Raw genomic sequence first — 16825 nt, forward strand, 5'->3', positions numbered from 1 at the left:
CATTATTGGCGCAGGTGACAAGCTTATCAGACAGAACATGCAATGCCGGCGCCCCGCCGGCAGCCAAAGAGCTGTGCCATCATAACTACTTATGGTTGTTACAATAGGGAGTTCTCGAAATGCCATCCTCGACGCAGACCACCGATCAATGGTGGGTCAACGACCAGACGCCCGATAACCCCTATGGCAAAAGCGAGGACTACGACGCCTTCCTCGATTATCTCGGCGCCCTGAACCGCGACCTGACGCCGGCGATCGCGGCAGGGACGCTGCGGATCAATGTCACCGGGCTGAACGACCATCCCGACTACAAGGCCGCCGCCATCGGCGCCTTGCAGGTCTGGTCGCAGGTCACGCCGCTGACCTTCGAAATTGTCGACGATACCGCATTCGACCCCGAAACCGACTGGATGGAGGTCGTCAGCCCCGAGCTGGGCGAGGAAGACGACGGCAGCGCCTATTCCGCCAACCGCTATGTCAGCGTCGGCCAGCGATTCCACGATACCGAGCCGAACAAGACCGATATTGGCGGCTATGTGTTCGACAGCTTCATTCACGAATTTGGCCATGAATTTGGCCTGAACCACCCCGGCCTCTACAATTACAGCGGCCCCGGCGGCGTGCAGATCAACTATCTGAACAATGCGACATGGACCTATGACCGGCAGCAATACAGCGTCATGTCCTATTTCGACGGGATTGATGTCGGCGAGGATACGCGCTGGTCGGCCTCGACCCCGCTGATGGCCGATATCGAGGCGGTGATCCGGCGGTTCTTCTCGACGGTCGATGAAAACGGCGTGCGGACCTATCAGACGATCAACCTGAATACGGGCGACGACACATATGGGTTCAACAGCACGGTCTATGGCTATCTGCTGACCTCGTCGGGGATGCAGCATGATATCGGCTTTGTCATCCACGACACCGGCGGCAATGACACGATCGACTTTTCCGGCTCGACCGCAGGCACGATCCTTGACTTGCGGGCCGGATATTTCTCCAGCGTGAATGGCCACAGCAACAATGTCGCGATCTTTGCCGGGCACAATGCCGACGGAACGGAATATTACATCGAGACCGGGATCGGCAGCAGCCATGACGACATCCTGATCGGCAATGATGGCGACAACGTCCTGGATGGCCGGGCCGGTGGCGACAGGATGGCCGGCAATGGCGGCGACGATGTCTATTTCGTCGACTCGGCCGATGACGTCGTCCGCGAACTGGCCGGCGGCGGCAATGATACCGTCTATGTCCTGACCGAGGGGCTGGATGTCGGCAATATCGCGAATGTCGAGAATATCATCTATGTCGACGGCTCGGGCGTGCCACCTGTGGATGGCGGTGGCGGGACCACGCCCGGCGGCAGCGCCCCGACCGACATCATGGTCGGCACCCGGCGCGCCGATACGCTGGATGGCGGCGCCGGTGGCGACCGGATCTTTGGTCTGGACGGCGATGACCTGATCATCGGTGGCCGCGATTCCCTTGCCAGCCGCGACATCAACAACACCATCGACGTCGAGGATCTTGAGGATCAGACCGAAAGCGACGACGGCAATGACGCGCTGTATGGCGGGCGCGGCAATGACACCATCATGGGCGGCGCCGGCGACGACACGCTGGATGGCGGCGATGGCGATGATGTGCTGCGCGGGCAGGACGGCGTCGACGTGTTTATCGGCGGCGCGGGCTCTGATACCGTCGATTTCAGCATGGAAAGCCCCTTCCAGCTGATCGTGAACCTGGAACGGAACTTTGCCAATGGCGGCACCGCCTCGGGCGACACTTTCTACAGCATCGAGAACCTGATCGGGTCCGATGACCGCATCGACCGGTTCATCGGCACGGCGGCGGCGAACCATTTCATTGGCCGTGGTGGCGGTGACGTGTTCAACGGGCGCGGCGGCAATGACATCCTGGATGGCGGCAATGACGGCGACATCCTGTATGGCGAAGGCGGCGATGACACGATCATCGGCGGTGCCGGTCAGGACTATCTGGATGGTGGCGACGGGACCGACACGGTCGTTTATGCGGGCAGCTCGGCCGGCGTGACCATCGACCTGGAAAATGGCACCGCCGTTGGCGGCGATGGCGACGGGCCGGCGCAGATCGTCGGCCGTGGCACGGTGATCCGCCATGACATCCTGGCGAATTTCGAAAACGCCGTGGGGTCGTTCCATGACGACCACCTGATCGGTAACGCCGGGGCAAACGAGCTTTCGGGCGGCTCGGGCGATGACACGCTGACCGGCGGGGCCGGGGCCGACACGCTGAAAGGCGGGGCCGGCAGCGATACCGCGGATTATGCCAATGCCACCACCGGGGTCCGGCTGGATCTGGCAAAGGGCAGATCGGCCGGCGACACCTATGTCTCGATCGAAAATCTGGCTGGCTCGGGCTTTGATGACAACATCAAGGGCAATGGCGCGGCCAATGTGCTGACCGGACAGGGCGGCGCCGACAATCTGAACGGCGGCGGCGGCGATGATACGCTGTTCGGTGATTTCGCCGATCAGGGCGAGGCCGTGCCACGGCCCGGCATGGGCAGCGGCTATGCCACGCTTGGCGCTGACGCGACGAACAACTCTATCGACGAGGCGTTCGACATCTCGAACAACTTCTCGCTGACCGAGGATCCCAATATCTTCGATTCAACCACCGTTCTGCACACGACCGTCAATGCCACCGGCAACGGCCAGGGCGGATATTACCGGGTCGAGCTGGCCGCTGGCACCGTCATCACCATCGACATCGACGGCATTGCCGATCCCAACGTTCATGACAGCTGGGTCAGGCTGCTGGACAGCGAGGGCAATGTCGTCGCCCAGAACGACGATGGCGGCGGCGATCCCGGTTCGACCAATGGGCGGGATTCCAGCACGGTCTTTGTGGTTCAGGAAACCGGCACCTACTATATCCTCGAAGGCAGCTGGTCACCGTCAGCGCCGGGCAGCGGTTGGTCCGAGTCGGTGCCCGCCGGTTCCACCTATACGCTGAATGTCTCGGTCGAGTTCCCGCCCGCACCGGCCCAACCCGGCGAGGCCGGCGCGGATACGCTGCGCGGCGGCAATGGCAGCGACCTGTTGGATGGCGGGCTAGGGGCAGACATCCTGATCGGCGGGCCGGGTGAGGATTCCTTCCGCTTCTCGACCGAGCTTGGGGATGGCAATATCGACCGGATCCGGGACTTCAATACATCCGACGATCTGATCCTGCTGGACGACGCGATCTTTGCCGAACTGGGCGGCGCCGGCGCCCTGACCCGCGAGGCGTTCCACAAGAACACCACGGGCCTGGCGCATGATCAGGACGACCGCATCATCTATAACTCGGCCGATGGCACCCTGTCTTACGATGCCGATGGCTCAGGTGAAATTGATGCCGTCGTGTTCGCGATCGTCGGCAGAAATCTGGATATGACGGCGCAGGACTTCTATATCGTCTGACACTATCGGGCGGGGGCGCGGCCACGCGCCTCCGCCTTTTCCGCGTGGCCCTGCACCCGGATCGCCGGGAGGCTGCGCAACCGAAAGGGGAAGCGTGATGAAACGTCTGACCGATCGCCGCGCAATTCTGCTGGCTGCCGGAACCGCTGCTGCGGCAGTTGCCGCCACCGTTGTCGCCGCACAATCACCCGACATCCATGGCACGGTGGTCTTTGCCGATGGCGCCGACATTCCGAAAGGCGAGATCCAGATCTATGTCGAGGATCCCGCTATCAAGGGCAGCGCCCGTCAGCTTGACGCCACCATGCAAATGAACAGCGACGGCGGATCAAAGGCCATCGCCTTTACCTTTGCCCCCTCGCCCGACCTGACCGCATCGGCCGCCTCGCCGACCTTGCGGATCGTTGCGCGGCTGGAACGCCCCGGCGATGGCTGGCTGCTGGCCCGAGGCAGCGCCCAGCTTGACGCCGGCTCGCCCGTCGAGATCACCCTGAATAGCGTCATGTACTGAACCCGGACGGGTCAATCGGATCAAGCCAGCCGATCAAGGTCGCGCTGCAAGCCCAGCGCAGCCTGTCCTGGATCCGGCATCGCCATCAGTGCCTCATATGTCGCCTCGGCATAATCGCCGGGTGTGACGGCCGATGATGCGAAAGCCAGCGCCGAAACCAGCCTGGCCAGCGCAAAGAAAATCGCCGACCTGCCCTCATCCCCGGAATCTTCGGCGTCGAAACAGGCGCGATCCAGGTTTTCGGCCAGCTTGACGAAATCGCGGGCGGGCGGGGCCATGCGTTGCCGCAATGCTGTCGCCAGTTCCTGATCGGCAAGAAGCCTCAGCCAGTCCTCATCAATCCGATCGGTGCAGATATGAAAGCCGGCGTCTAAGATATCGCCTGGCCAAAGCAGGATCCGTGGCGCCGCCGAAACGATCCGCCAGGGGCACGCCGAGGGTTTTCAATCTCATGACTGGGGCCTTCTCTGGACCAGCCCATATTGATCGCCCAAGGCCAGAGTTTTGGCAACCAGCCGGAAGGCTGAAGATACAACGTTAAACTTTTTGGATTGACAGACAATGAAAGCGGCATGTATTCAAGGTTTATCGTTGTATCTTACTCAACACCGCCGAACCCGCATTACGTCCAGCCAAACAGGCATCTGTCTGGCCGCGACGCCGTGATCGGTGCCTGCCAGTCCAAGGGAAGATTGCCATGCAGATTCAGTCCATCTCGGCCGATCTGGCGCTTGATACCGGATGGCGCCTGTCGCGCATCGGCGGTGACCAGCGGCTGACGATCGACTTTCCCGGCGACGTGCATTCGGCGCTGCTGTCCGCCGGGCTGATCCCCGACCCCTATTGGCGCGACCGCGAGCCGGAGCTGGACTGGGTCCATGAAAGCGACTGGCTGGCCGAGCGCGACTTTGACCTGGCCGGTCCGGTGACGGGGCGGCATGTGCTGGTGCTGGACGGCGTCGATTGTCAGGCGCTGGTCACGCTGAACGGTGCTCAGGTAGGGCAATTGGGCAACCGCTTCCTGCGGCATGATCTGGATGTCACCGATGCGCTGGTGCCGGGGCGCAACCGGCTGGCGATCCGGTTTCTGTCGAACTCGGCCGCGGCGCGGGACAAGGCCGCCGCCTTTCCCTTTCCGGTGCCCCATATCTTCTGGAACAACCGGCTGCCGCATTACAATTTCCTGCGCAAACCACAATGCGATGCGGGCTGGGACTGGAACATCGCGCTTAGCCCGCTTGGCGTTTATGGCGGTATCCGGCTGCGCCAGGCCGATCCCCTGCGGCTGGATGACGTGATGATCCGCCAGCATCACGCCAAGGGAAGCGTCCGGGTCGAGGTCGATCTGATCGTCGATGCCGCGCAGCCGCTTGCCACACAGGCAGCGCTGCTGATCGACGCCCAGCAGGTCACGACCCAGGTGCAGCTGTGGCCGGGCCAAACCCGCGTGACGCTGGCCGCGACCATCGACAATCCGCGCCTGTGGTGGCCAGCCGGCCATGGCGCGCAGGCGATGTATGACCTGCGGGTGCAGATCGGGGATGAACAGCGCGACCTGCGCATCGGCTTGCGCCAGATCGAACTTCTGACCGATGCCGACGAGATCGGCCACCGCTTTGCCTTTCGCGTGAACGGGCGCGAGATCTTCATGCGGGGCGCGAACTGGGTCCCGGCGGATGCCCTGCCCGCCCGCGCGACGCCCGCCGCTGTGGCAGACCTGCTGGACAGCGCCGTCGCGGCGAACATGAACATGCTGCGCATCTGGGGCGGTGGCACCTATCAGCCGGATTGGTTCTACCAGATGTGCTCGGAACGCGGGCTGCTGATCTGGCAGGATTTCATGTTTGCCTGCAACCTTTACCCCGCCGCCGACAGCAGCTGGCTGGACGAGGTGCGCGCCGAGGCCTGCCAGCAGATCCGCCGCCTGTCGGCCCATCCCTGCGTGGCGCTGTGGTGCGGTGACAATGAACTGCTCGGCGCGCTGACCTGGTTCGACGAAAGCAAGAAGGATCGCGACCGTTATCTGGCGATGTATGACCGGCTGAATCACACGCTGGAACAGGCCATGCGGGCCGAGGCACCGGATATCCCCTGGTGGCCATCCAGCCCCTCGGTCGGGCCGCTGAATTTTGCCGATGGCTGGCATGACGACACCTCGGGCGACATGCATTTCTGGGATGTCTGGCATTCGGCCAGGGATTTCGAACAGTATCGCAATGTCCGCCCGCGCTTCTGTTCGGAATTCGGCTTCCAGTCCTTCCCCTCGAACCGGTTGATCGACAGCTTTACCGACCCTTCCGACCGCAACGTATCCTCGCGGGTGATGGATGTGCATCAGCGCAATCCCGGCGGCAACAGCCGCATCGTCGAAACGCTGGCACGCTATTTCCGCTTTCCCGACGGGTTTCAGGACATGGCCTGGCTTAGCCAGATCAGTCAGGCGCTGGCGATGAAAACCGCCATCGAGTTCTGGCGCGCAAACAAGCCGCGCTGCATGGGCACGCTGTATTGGCAGTTGAACGACACATGGCCGGTGGCCAGCTGGTCCAGCCTTGAATATGGCGGCGGCTGGAAGGCGCTGCATTATGTCACCCGGCGCTTCTATCAGCCAGTGCTGGTCACCGCCCAGCCCGACCCCGCCACAGGCGACATCGTGCTGTGGGCGGTGAATGATACGCCCCTGCCGGTGCGGATCCAGGTGCAGGCACGCGCTGTCCGCTTCGGCGGCGCGATGACGCGGCTTGGCGCCTGGCAGACCCTTTGCCCCACCGACCGCGCCACCCAGGTGGCGCGGTTCGCGCCCGGCACCCTGGCCGAGGATGCGTTTTTGCATTTCGACTGGAGCGATGCCGAGGCCGCGCATCAGGGCGAGAACGACTATCTGCCGAAACGCCCCAAGGATTATGACCTTGGCCAACCACAGATCCGTGCCATTCCCCGACAGGCCGGCGACGGCACCCCGCAGGTCGAACTGTCCAGCGACCGACCTGCGCTGTGGGTGACGTGGGACCACGGAGGCGATACAGTCTGGTCCGACAACTGCATCACGCTGTTGCCGGGCCGCCCGCGCCTGCTGACCGCGCGGCGCAACCGGGCCTCGCATCTGCCGGATCAACCGCCGCAGGTGGCCGCCCTGAAAGGATGACCATGGCACGACCTCAGGGCGCAGCCGTCACGTTAAAGACCATTGCCGCCGAAATGGGCGTCTCGGTCACGACCGTCGCGCGGGCGCTGAAGGATGGCCACAAGATCAGTCAGGACATGGTGCGCAAGGTCCGCGAGACGGCCGACCGCATGGGCTATGTCCGCAATCTGGAAGGGGCCAAGCTGCGAACCGGAAAAACGCTTGTCGCAATGGCCTTCCTGGGCTTCTCGGAAGAAGAAGAGGTGGGCGATTCCGGCTCGGTCGGGTTGTTGAGCGGCATTCACCGGCGCTTTGCCGGCACCGATTACGCGGTCCGCGCCGTGCCGGTCGAGACAGGGGCGCAGGCATTGGAACAGGTGCAAGAGGTGGTGCGCGGCAGGCTGGCCGACGGGATGATCCTCGATCATACCCGATTGCAGGACGACCGGGTCAAATACCTGCTGGAAGTGGGCTTTCCCTTTGTCACCTTCGGGCGCACGGAACTGCTGTCCGAACATCCATGGTTTGACATCGACAATGAATTTGCCGCCTGGCAGGGCACCGATGCGCTGCTGCGCGATGGTCACCGGCGGATTGCACTGATCGACGGCGATCCGCGCCATACCTTCGTGCGCCAGCGCATCCGCGGCCATGAACAGGCCCTGCGCGAATATGGGCTGACCCCTGATCCCGCGCTGCGCCAGCTTGCCGAACTGGCCGCCGATACCGCCCGCAAGGCAGCGGGTGCGTTGCTGGATCACGGCGCCGATGCCTTTGTCTGCGCGAACGAGCTGGCTTTTCTGGGCGCGCGTGCGGGTGTCCGCGACAGGATCGGGGACGGCGTCGACCGGATCGGCTTTTCGCTGCGATCAGGCACCAATCTGGCCAGCTATGTCGGCAGCCGCGTCCATGCCTCGCATTTCTCGCGCCGGCAGGCCGGGTGGGAACTGGCCGATCTGCTGCTGGGCCAGATCGAGGCATCCGGTGCCGCCGACCACCAGCGGCTTGTGCGCACCGACCTGATTACCACCGGACAGCCGGGCAAGACGGCCTGAAATCCGCCCGGTCGCCGCAGAAGGTGGCGGCCGGACGGGCCGGGTCAGGCCGCCGCGTCAGGCGCTGGCTGGACGGCGGGGGTGGTCCGCAGCGGCTTTTGCGGCACGATCATCCGCACGCAGACATAGAAGGCCGGGATCAGGAACACGCCCAGAACCGTGGCCGAGAACATCCCGCCCAGCACACCGATGCCGATGGCGTTTTGCGCCCCTGCCCCGGCCCCCGTTGCGGTGGCCAGCGGCACCACGCCAAGGATGAAGGCCAGCGAGGTCATCAGGATCGGGCGTAACCGCTGGCGGGCGGCCTCGACGGTGGCCTCTATCAGGCTTCGGCCCTCGCGTTGCAGATCCTCGGCAAATTCGACGATCAGGATGGCATTCTTGGCGGCAAGCCCGATGGTCGTCAGCAGACCGACCTTGAAATAGACGTCATTCGACTGGCCAAACAGCAGCGCCGCCAGCAACGCCCCCAAGATCCCCACCGGCACGGCCAGCAGGACCGACAGGGGCACCGCCCAGCTTTCATACAGCGCCGCAAGGCACAGGAACACAACAAGCAATGAAATCGCATACAGCATCGGCGCCTGGCTGCCCGACAGCCGTTCCTGATAGGACAGACCGGTCCAGGCCGCGCCATAGCCGCCGGGCAGCTGTGCGACCAATTCCTCCATAGCGTCCATCGCCGCGCCAGAGCTGGTGCCGCTGGCCGCCGAGCCCGAAATTTCCATCGCCAGGGTGCCGCCATAGCGCGCCAGGCTTGATGGCACGGTTTCCCAGTTCAGCGTGGTAAAGGCCGCAAAGGGCACCATCTCGTTCTGGGCATTGCGGGCCGACCAGTCGCGGACATTGTCGGGCTGCATCCGATAGGGGGCGTCCGCCTGCACGATGACGGGGCGCAGCTCGCCCTCCATCTCGAAGTCGTTCACATCGGTGCCGGTAAAGATCGTGGCCAGCATGGCATTGACCTCGGACAGGGTCAGGCCAAAGCTGTCGGCCTTCTGCCGGTCGATGTCGATGCGCATCGCGGTTTTCGATGTCGCATCATTGCCGCGCAGATTGGTGACGCGGCCATCGGCCTCGGCGGCGGCGACCAGATCGTCGGCCGCGGCCTTCAATGCGGCCGTGCCGCGTGCGCCCTGGTCGATCAGCTGCATGGAAAAGCCCGAGGTCGTGCCCATGCCCTGAATCGCCGGCGGTTGCAGCACAAAGACCGAGCCGCGCCGGATGGTCTGCATGAAATGCGCGTTCGCCCGGCCGGCGATGGCGCTGGCGGCCAGCGTCTCGTCGCCGTCGCGCAGGTCGAAATCCTTCAGCCGGACAAAGACCATGGCCGTATTCTGCGCCGAGCCGCCGAAACCAAAGCCCAGGGTGGCAAAGGTCGCGTCAACACCGGCCGATTCCTGATCCAGCAGATAATCCTCGACCTGCTTGACCACGGCCAGCGTCTGCGGCGTGGTGGCATTCTCGGGCAGGTCGATGATCGTCATCAGCACACCCTGATCCTCTTGCGGCAGGAAGGACGAGGGCAGTCGCAGAAACAGCACGCCCACCAGCCCCGCCACGGCTGCCAGCGCCACAAGGGCCGCGAAGGGGCGGCGCAGGATGCCCCGGTTCACACGCTGATAGCCGTTGTTCATGCGGTCGAAATTGCGGTTGAACCAGCGTGCCGGCGCAACCCCGCCGCCATGCTTGCGTGGCCGCAGCAGCGTGGCGCACAACGCCGGCGTCAGCACCAGCGCCACCAGCACCGACAGCACCATTGCCGAAACGATGGTGACCGAAAACTGCCGGTAGATGATCCCGGTCGAGCCGGACATGAAGGCCATGGGCAGAAACACCGCCGACAGCACCAGCCCGATGCCGATCAGCGCGCCGGTGATCTGTCCCATGCTTTTCTCGGTGGCCTCGACCGGGCCAAGGCCCTCTTCTTCCATGATGCGTTCGACGTTCTCGACCACGACGATGGCGTCATCGACCAACAGGCCGATGGCCAGCACCATGGCGAACATCGTCAGCGTGTTGATCGAATAGCCCATCACCGCCAGCACCCCGAAAGTGCCCAGCAGAACGACCGGCACGGCCAGCGTCGGGATCAGCGTGGCCCGCCAGTTCTGAAGGAAGATCAGAATGACCAGAAAGACCAGAACGATCGCCTCGATCAGGGTCTCGATCACCTTTTCGATCGACAGCTCGACAAAGGGCGAGGTGTCATAGGCATATTCGATGCTGACCCCTTCGGGAAAGGCATTGGCCATCCCGTCCAGCATCGCACGCACGGCACTGGCGGTTTCGACCGCATTGGCGCCGGTTGCCAGGTTGATGCCAAATCCGGCCGCGTTCTGCCGGTTGAACCGGCTGTCCGAGCCATAGCTTTCCTGCCCGATCTCGATCCGGGCCACGTCACCCAGACGCACCTGCGCCCCGGCATCGCCTGTCCGCAGCAGGATATTGCGGAAATCATCAACGGTTTTCAGCTGGCTTTGCGCGGTGATGTCGACGGTGAACTGCTGCGCCTCGACGGCCGGATTGTTACCCAGGCTGCCCACCGCGACGGTGGTGTTCTGCGACCGCACGGCGGCGGTGATATCCGAAGGCGCCAGCGCATATTGCGTCAGCAGCTGCGGATCCAGCCAGATCCGCATCGCATAGCCGGAACCAAAGGTGTTGATCGAGCCGACACCCTCGACCCGCTGGACGGCGCCGGTCACGCTTTTTTCCAGCATATCGGCAAGCTGGATCGAGCTATAGGTGCCGTCCTCGCTGACCAGCGCCCCCACCATCAGGATCGACGAGGTCGACCGCGACACGCGGACGCCGGCATCCTGCACCGCATCGGGCAGGCGCGTCAGGACCAGCTGGATCTTGTTCTGCACCTCGGTCTGCGCGTCGTCGGGATCGACATCCTGTTCAAAGACGATGCTGACCGATGAACTGCCCCGCGCCGAGCTGGAGGTCATGTAGATCATGCCTTCCAGCCCGGTCAGCGCATCCTCGATCACCGTGGTGACCGAGTTCTGCACCGCCTCGGCCGAGGCCCTGCTATAGCTGGCCGAGATGCGCACAGTGGGCGGCGAGACCTCGGGATATTGCGAGATCGACAGGCTTTGCATGCCCAGAACGCCGCCCAGCATGGTGACGATGGCCAACACCCAGGCGAAAACCGGGCGATAGATGAAGAAACGCGCCATGGATCAGTTCCCGCCCGTCGTTGCGACATCATCGACGATCAGCCCCGCCGCCGAAACGGCCACGGCGACCGGGTCGATCTGGGTGCCGCCCGTCATGTTCTCGATATTGTCGACCAGCAGACGGGTGCCGTCCTCCTGCCCCTCGGCCACGATCCAGGCGCTGTCGGTGGACCCGATGGGTGTCACTTTTGTTTCAACCGCACGATCCTCGCCATCCAGCGTCCAGATGGTCAGGTCGCCATCGGCGCCAATGCTGGCGGCCATCTGCGGGATCAGAAAGCTTTGCGTGCTGCCCAGGGTCAGCGTCGCGCGCACGAACATGCCCGGCATGATCAGCCGGTCAGGATTGTCGAACCGAAACCGAACCCGAACCGTCCCGGTCGAGGTCGAGACCCGGCTGCCGACCGAGGACAAGGTCCCCTGACCGGCAAAGACCTGCCCGTTTTCCAGCATCAGCGACACCTCCAGCCGGTCGCCCGGCTTGACCGCGCCGCTTTCTATGCGGGCGCGCATTTCCAGCATGCGGGCGCTGGCCTCGGACAGGTCCACGTTGATCGGGTCCAGCGCCGTCACCGTGGTCAGCGCATCCGATTGCCCTGACGTGACCAGGTCGCCGATGGACACACCGGGCACATCGGGCACGCCCGCGACCGGGCTGCGGATCGTGGCGCGGTCCAGGTCGATCTGCGCCACCTGAACCGCCGCCTCGGCCACGGCGACGGCTGCCTGCGCCTGCGCCAGGGTCATCTGCGCGGTTTCCAGCTGTTCGCCAGTCGCGCCCGTGCCCAGCAGTTTCTGATAGCGGTCGACCGTGGCCTGTGCCGCCGGCACCGCCGCCTCGGCGCTGCGCAGACTGGCCTGAGCCGAGGCCAGCGCGGCCTCATAGCTTTGCGCGTCGATCGAGAAAAGCGGCGCTCCCTGTTCCACCTCGTGACCCGGTTCATACAGAATGCCGGTGATGATGCCGCCGACCAGCGGCCGCACGGTCGCATCCTCGACCGCCGCCGCCTGCCCCGTCAGCGCGACCTTCAGCGGCACCTCGGTCCTGGTCAGGGCAATGACGCCTGCCTTGCGGGCAGCGGCCCCGCCCGCATCGGGCGGGGTCTGCGCCATGGCCGGGGCACCAAGAACAAGGCCGCACAGGCACAAAGGCATCACGAGCCCGGTCAACAGGCGGCTGGCGCGATTCATCATTACGGTCTCCGGGTCTTTGTGGGGATTGGTTGGCGCGCGATCCGTCGACCGCAAGTCCACAGTGTCGTCAATCGTGATCCGGCGGGAAGCCAGCCAAGGGTGGCACCGATCAGCGTGGCGGGCACAAAAGCAGCAATGACAGGCAATGTCGAGCCGCCGGGCCGGCAGGATGCCGACCCAAGGGATCACGGTTCCGTGCTATTTCAGCAGATTACCAAGCCGCCCCAACACAGTCACGATCTGCTTGCTGTTGCTGTCGACCAGCACCAGATGTTCATCGACCACGCGATATTCCTGCCCACGAGGAGGCGCGTCAAAGCGGCTGTTTCGCGCCCGTTCGATCGGCTGGCCCGACCTGCCGCTGTCGCCGACACGGGGGGCACTCGCCCGGACCGTTGCCTGCCGAGGCCGATTTTCTTGCGGCGCGGGCCTCGCGGCGGTTTTGGGATGGGCGGCGTTCGGATGGGCGGCTTTGGTGTTAGCGGCAGGTTGCTGCTGGGCGCAGTCCAGCCGGCTGCCATGGCACGCGGGTTGCGTGTGGCTTTGTGCAAAAGCGGCGGGCGCAAAGATCAGGGCAAGCAGGGTGGCGCTGATGGCGGCAATATGACGGTTCATTCCGGGTTCCTCGTTCGAATGGATGTGCCGGCCCCGAAGGGCCGGCGCGTGGTGGCGCTGCGGCCGCTCAGCCGCGCGGGGCCTTACCCGAAGGCGGGGCCGGCGGGGCCTCGGCCTGGATCAGCCGGGCAAGCTGCGCGTCCGACAGGACGGTTCGCAGGTTTGCGGCCGCCTTTTGCAGCGCCTGTGCCTGTTGCAGCGCATCGCCGCTGGCGCCATGGGCGATGGCCTGTCCGGCCATGACCTCGGCCATCAAGGCGCGGGGCTGACCCTGCCGGGGCGCCTGCGCGCCTGCCGGCGGCGCGGGTGGGCGTTCGCCCTGCGCCCTTTGCGGCCGGGTTCCGGGCTGTTGCGGGGCGGTCTGGGCGAAGGCCAGCAGCGTCTGCCGATAGGCCTGCCATGCCGGGGCCTGTGCCGCATTGATGCCCAGCTGGGCCTCTTGCGCGGCCAGCCGTTCTGTGATGTTCGCCACGGTCATCGGCGCAGAAGGCATGCGGCCATCCTGTGCCAGTGCCGGCAGAGCCACCGCCCCGATCAGCGACATGGCCAGCAGGCCGCTTGTCAGCATCCGTTTCATCGCAACTATTCCTTTTCTGTCAGGTCGATGCGGCGAAACTGGGGCCATTGCGTATCCGGCATTGGTCCCCGAGGTATCGAAAGGTTGCCAGCCCCGGCCTTTTTGTATCCGAAGATTGCCGGCCCCGCTTCGGCAACATTCGGCAACAAATCTACCTGCCTTGGGCGCGTCCGATGCGGCTATAGTCTGGAAAACGGGAATGACACCGCCATGCAGATCGCCCCCCTGATCCTTGTCGTCGATGATGACCAGGAAATCCGCAGCCTGACCGCCCGCTATCTGACGGGCCAGTCCTTCCGTGTGCAAACCGCCGCCAGCCGCCGCGAATGCGAAACGCGGATCGCCCAGTCCATGCCCGATCTGGTCGTGCTTGACGTGATGTTGCCCGATGGCTCGGGGCTGGATATCTGCCGCGACCTGCGGGCCCGCCATCCACGGCTGCCGATCATCATGCTGACCGCGCTGAAAGAGGATGTCGACCGCATCATCGGGCTGGAAATCGGTGCCGACGACTATCTGGGCAAGCCTTTCAACCCGCGCGAGCTGGTGGCGCGGATCAAATCGGTTCTGCGCCGCGCCACGCAAGAGCCGCCCGAGACCGAACCCTTGCGCCGCTATGCCATGGCCGATTTCCGCATCGACGTCGAGCAGCGCCGCATCGACGGTCCCGATGGCGACCAGATCGAGCTGACCGGGGCAGAGTTCGACCTGTTGCGGGTGTTTCTGGAACGGCCCGGCCGGCTGCTGTCACGCGATCAGCTGCTGGATCTGACGCAGGGCCGCGACCGCGATCCGCTGGACCGCTCGATCGACGTGCTGATGAGCCGGCTGCGCCGCAAGCTGGGCGACAAGACGGATGTGCCGGTGTTCAAGACCGTGCGCAATGGCGGCTATCAGCTGGTTCTGCCGGTGACGGCCAGCGTGGTGGCGCGATGACCTCGCTGCGCGCCCGGATCACGGCCCTGCTGATCGCGGCGATCTTGGCGGTCGTCGGGCTTGCCACCTTCGCGGCCAGTCGCGCGCTGCAACCACCCCCGCCCGAAACCACGATCGAGCCGATCGCCCGGCAGATCCACCTGCTTGCCGCACTGGCCCAGACCGCGCCACAGGCGCTGCGCCAGGCCGGCGGCACGGTGCAGGACCAGCCCGCAGCCGGGGGCGAGGTTCTGGAACGGATGAGCCGCTTTCTGACCCGCGCGCTGGACCGGACCGGGCCGCCGCGCAGCGCCATCGTCAACCGCACCGGCAGCGAAGGCACGCTGACCGCCTCGGTCGCGCTGGATGGCGGGGGCTGGCTGATCACGCCGGTGCCCGACCCCGCCGCGCCCGACAATCAATGGCGAAGCCTGGCGGTCTGGCTTGCGGTGATCGTGACCGGCTCTGGGGCGCTGTCCTTCTATGCCGCGCGGCGGCTGACCCGACCGCTGGAGCTGCTGGAAGGCGCGGCCAGCCGGATCGGCGCCGATGCGACGCTGTCCAAGGTGGACGAAACCGGCCCGGCCGAGGTGCGGGCCACCGCGCAGGCCCTGAACCGCCTGTCCGAACGGCTGGCGCATGCGATGGACAGCCGGATGCGCCTTGTCGCCGCCGCCGGCCATGATCTGCGAACCCCGATGACCCGGATGCGCCTGCGCGCCGAGTTCATCGAGGATGACACCGACCGCGACAAATGGCTGGCCGATCTGGCCGAGCTTGACCAGATTGCCGACAGCGCCATCCGGCTGGTGCGCGAGGAAGCCAGCACCGCCGACACCCAACCCCTGCGGCTGGACATCCTGCTGACGGAAATCGTCGGTGAAATGGCGGAACTGGGCCATCGCCTTCGGATGGACCCGATGCCCGCAACCCAGGTCCGGGCCGGTCCCATCGCGCTGAAGCGGGCACTGCGCAACCTGATCCTGAACGCCGCCACCCATGGTGGTGGCGCGCAGGTCGCGCTGTCACAATCCGCCGATCACGCGCAGGTCACCATCCGCGATCAGGGGCCTGGCATTCCCGCCGATCTGCTGGGTCAGGTGTTCGAGCCGTTCTTTCGTGTCGATCCCTCACGCGCAAAGACCCTGCCGGGCGCGGGTCTGGGCCTGGCCATTGCCCGCGAAATCATCGAGCGGTTCGGCGGCACCATCGCCATCCGCAACCTGTCGCCCAGGGGGCTGTTGCAACAGATCAGCCTGCCGATGGCCTGACGGCGGGGCCAGCGGCGCCCGACCCTAACGGCGGGTTGGGCGAATCTGACCGCGCAGGTCGACCAGCCGTTGCAGCGAGGCAAGCGTTCGGTCCGGCTCGACCGAGGCAAGCGCCAGGGCCATCGCCTCTAGCGTGACCAATGCGGGGGCATGCAGGGCGAACTGATCGCGTTTGGCGCGCGGGACGATCAGCACGACGGCAGCATCCTTGCAAAGAACCGAATCCTCGCGCCCCAGCAGCATGATGATGGGCACCGAAAGCCGCTGTGCCTCGGCGATCACCGTCTGGCTTTCGCGATGGGCGCGGCTTTGCGCCAACATCACCAGCACATCGCCCGACTGCATTTCCAGCAATTCCTCGGCCAGCAATATGCCCGAGGCATTCAGCGCATAGCTGGGGAAACCGTGGCGCTGAAAGATCCGCGCGGCATAACTGGCCAGAATCCCCGAGGCCTGCATGCCGAAAAGGCCGATGCGCCGGGCGCCGCGCAGCAGCCCAACCGCCTTGGCCATCGCCGCACGGTTGCGGTCCGTCGACATCGCCTGGATCGCATGGCTTTGATCGGCGATCACGAAGTCGATCGCGGCATCGGTATTGCGGCCGATCTCGGTGGCGGTCGAAGCCAGCTTTTCAACCGGGGAATCTGTCTCTCCCAGCCAGGCTTCAAGCGTGTCCTTCAGGTCGACAAGGCCCTGAAACCCCAATGTCTGGATCGCCCGGATCACCGTCGCATCCGATGTGCCGGCGGCAAAGCCGATCTCCAGCGCGGATTTGCCCAGCACGGCGTGACGATTGCCGTCGATATAATCCAGCACGTTCAGCAGACTGGGCGACAGGCTGGCGCGGCGCTTGCGCAGGCGGTCGGAAAACCGGTCGGTGCCGTGATGACGCCTGGGGCGAAGTTCTTTCTGGGTCATCG

The 16825-nt window shown here is 64.9% G+C and carries 12 protein-coding genes; 6 read left to right on the forward strand and 6 right to left on the reverse strand.

Going from position 1 to position 16825, the window contains the following annotated elements; translation table 11 throughout:
• Positions 1-119 precede the first annotated feature (119 nt).
• Together FNJ84_RS01455 and FNJ84_RS01460 are read left to right on the forward strand one after the other, a co-directional pair.
• Positions 120-3455, forward strand: coding sequence for a M10 family metallopeptidase C-terminal domain-containing protein (locus FNJ84_RS01455; RefSeq protein WP_143791132.1), 3336 nt, complete (start codon positions 120-122; stop codon positions 3453-3455).
• 97 nt (positions 3456-3552) lie between these two features.
• Positions 3553-3966, forward strand: coding sequence for a hypothetical protein (locus FNJ84_RS01460; protein ID WP_143791133.1), 414 nt, complete (start codon positions 3553-3555; stop codon positions 3964-3966).
• Between the two features lie 20 nt (positions 3967-3986).
• Here the strand turns inward: FNJ84_RS01460 and FNJ84_RS01465 are convergent, their stop codons facing one another.
• Complete coding sequence (locus FNJ84_RS01465; RefSeq protein WP_143791134.1) at positions 3987-4244, reverse strand: hypothetical protein; 258 nt, start codon at positions 4242-4244, stop codon at positions 3987-3989.
• 419 nt (positions 4245-4663) lie between these two features.
• Between FNJ84_RS01465 and FNJ84_RS01470 the strand changes: the two genes are divergently transcribed.
• Both FNJ84_RS01470 and FNJ84_RS01475 read left to right on the forward strand, forming a co-directional pair.
• Entirely contained in the window at positions 4664-7111 is a 2448-nt protein-coding gene (locus tag FNJ84_RS01470) for a glycoside hydrolase family 2 protein (RefSeq protein ID WP_143791135.1), read from the forward strand.
• Between the two features lie 2 nt (positions 7112-7113).
• Positions 7114-8145 (forward strand): LacI family DNA-binding transcriptional regulator, encoded by a 1032-nt coding sequence (locus FNJ84_RS01475; protein WP_185968385.1) that lies wholly within the window; start codon positions 7114-7116, stop codon positions 8143-8145.
• 44 nt (positions 8146-8189) lie between these two features.
• Here FNJ84_RS01475 and FNJ84_RS01480 read toward each other — a convergent pair whose 3' ends face one another.
• From FNJ84_RS01480 to FNJ84_RS01495, 4 genes are all read right to left on the reverse strand, one after another.
• Positions 8190-11333, reverse strand: coding sequence for an efflux RND transporter permease subunit (locus FNJ84_RS01480; protein WP_143791137.1), 3144 nt, complete (start codon positions 11331-11333; stop codon positions 8190-8192).
• 3 nt (positions 11334-11336) lie between these two features.
• Entirely contained in the window at positions 11337-12446 is a 1110-nt protein-coding gene (locus tag FNJ84_RS01485) for an efflux RND transporter periplasmic adaptor subunit (protein ID WP_221931907.1), read from the reverse strand.
• Positions 12447-12725: 279 nt separating this feature from the next.
• Entirely contained in the window at positions 12726-13142 is a 417-nt protein-coding gene (locus tag FNJ84_RS01490; protein WP_143791139.1) for a hypothetical protein, read from the reverse strand.
• A gap of 67 nt (positions 13143-13209) precedes the next feature.
• Positions 13210-13719 (reverse strand): hypothetical protein, encoded by a 510-nt coding sequence (locus FNJ84_RS01495; RefSeq protein WP_143791140.1) that lies wholly within the window; start codon positions 13717-13719, stop codon positions 13210-13212.
• Between the two features lie 210 nt (positions 13720-13929).
• Here FNJ84_RS01495 and FNJ84_RS01500 point away from each other — a divergent pair, with 210 nt between their 5' ends.
• Positions 13930-14655 carry a response regulator gene (locus FNJ84_RS01500; RefSeq protein ID WP_143791141.1) on the forward strand — a complete coding sequence of 242 codons (726 nt, stop codon included), beginning with the start codon at positions 13930-13932 and terminating at the stop codon, positions 14653-14655.
• Positions 14652-15905: an ATP-binding protein gene (locus FNJ84_RS01505; RefSeq protein ID WP_143791142.1), complete on the forward strand. Its 1254-nt coding sequence runs from the start codon at positions 14652-14654 to the stop codon at positions 15903-15905. The genes FNJ84_RS01500 and FNJ84_RS01505 overlap by 4 nt, the downstream gene beginning before the upstream one ends.
• A 24-nt stretch (positions 15906-15929) precedes the next feature.
• Here the strand turns inward: FNJ84_RS01505 and FNJ84_RS01510 are convergent, their stop codons facing one another.
• A complete protein-coding gene (locus tag FNJ84_RS01510; protein ID WP_143791143.1) occupies positions 15930-16823 on the reverse strand; it encodes a MurR/RpiR family transcriptional regulator in 894 nt (297 codons plus the stop codon).
• Positions 16824-16825 lie beyond the last annotated feature (2 nt).

The sequence above is a fragment of the Paracoccus sp. M683 genome (assembly GCF_007096355.1).
GTDB lineage: Bacteria > Pseudomonadota > Alphaproteobacteria > Rhodobacterales > Rhodobacteraceae > Paracoccus.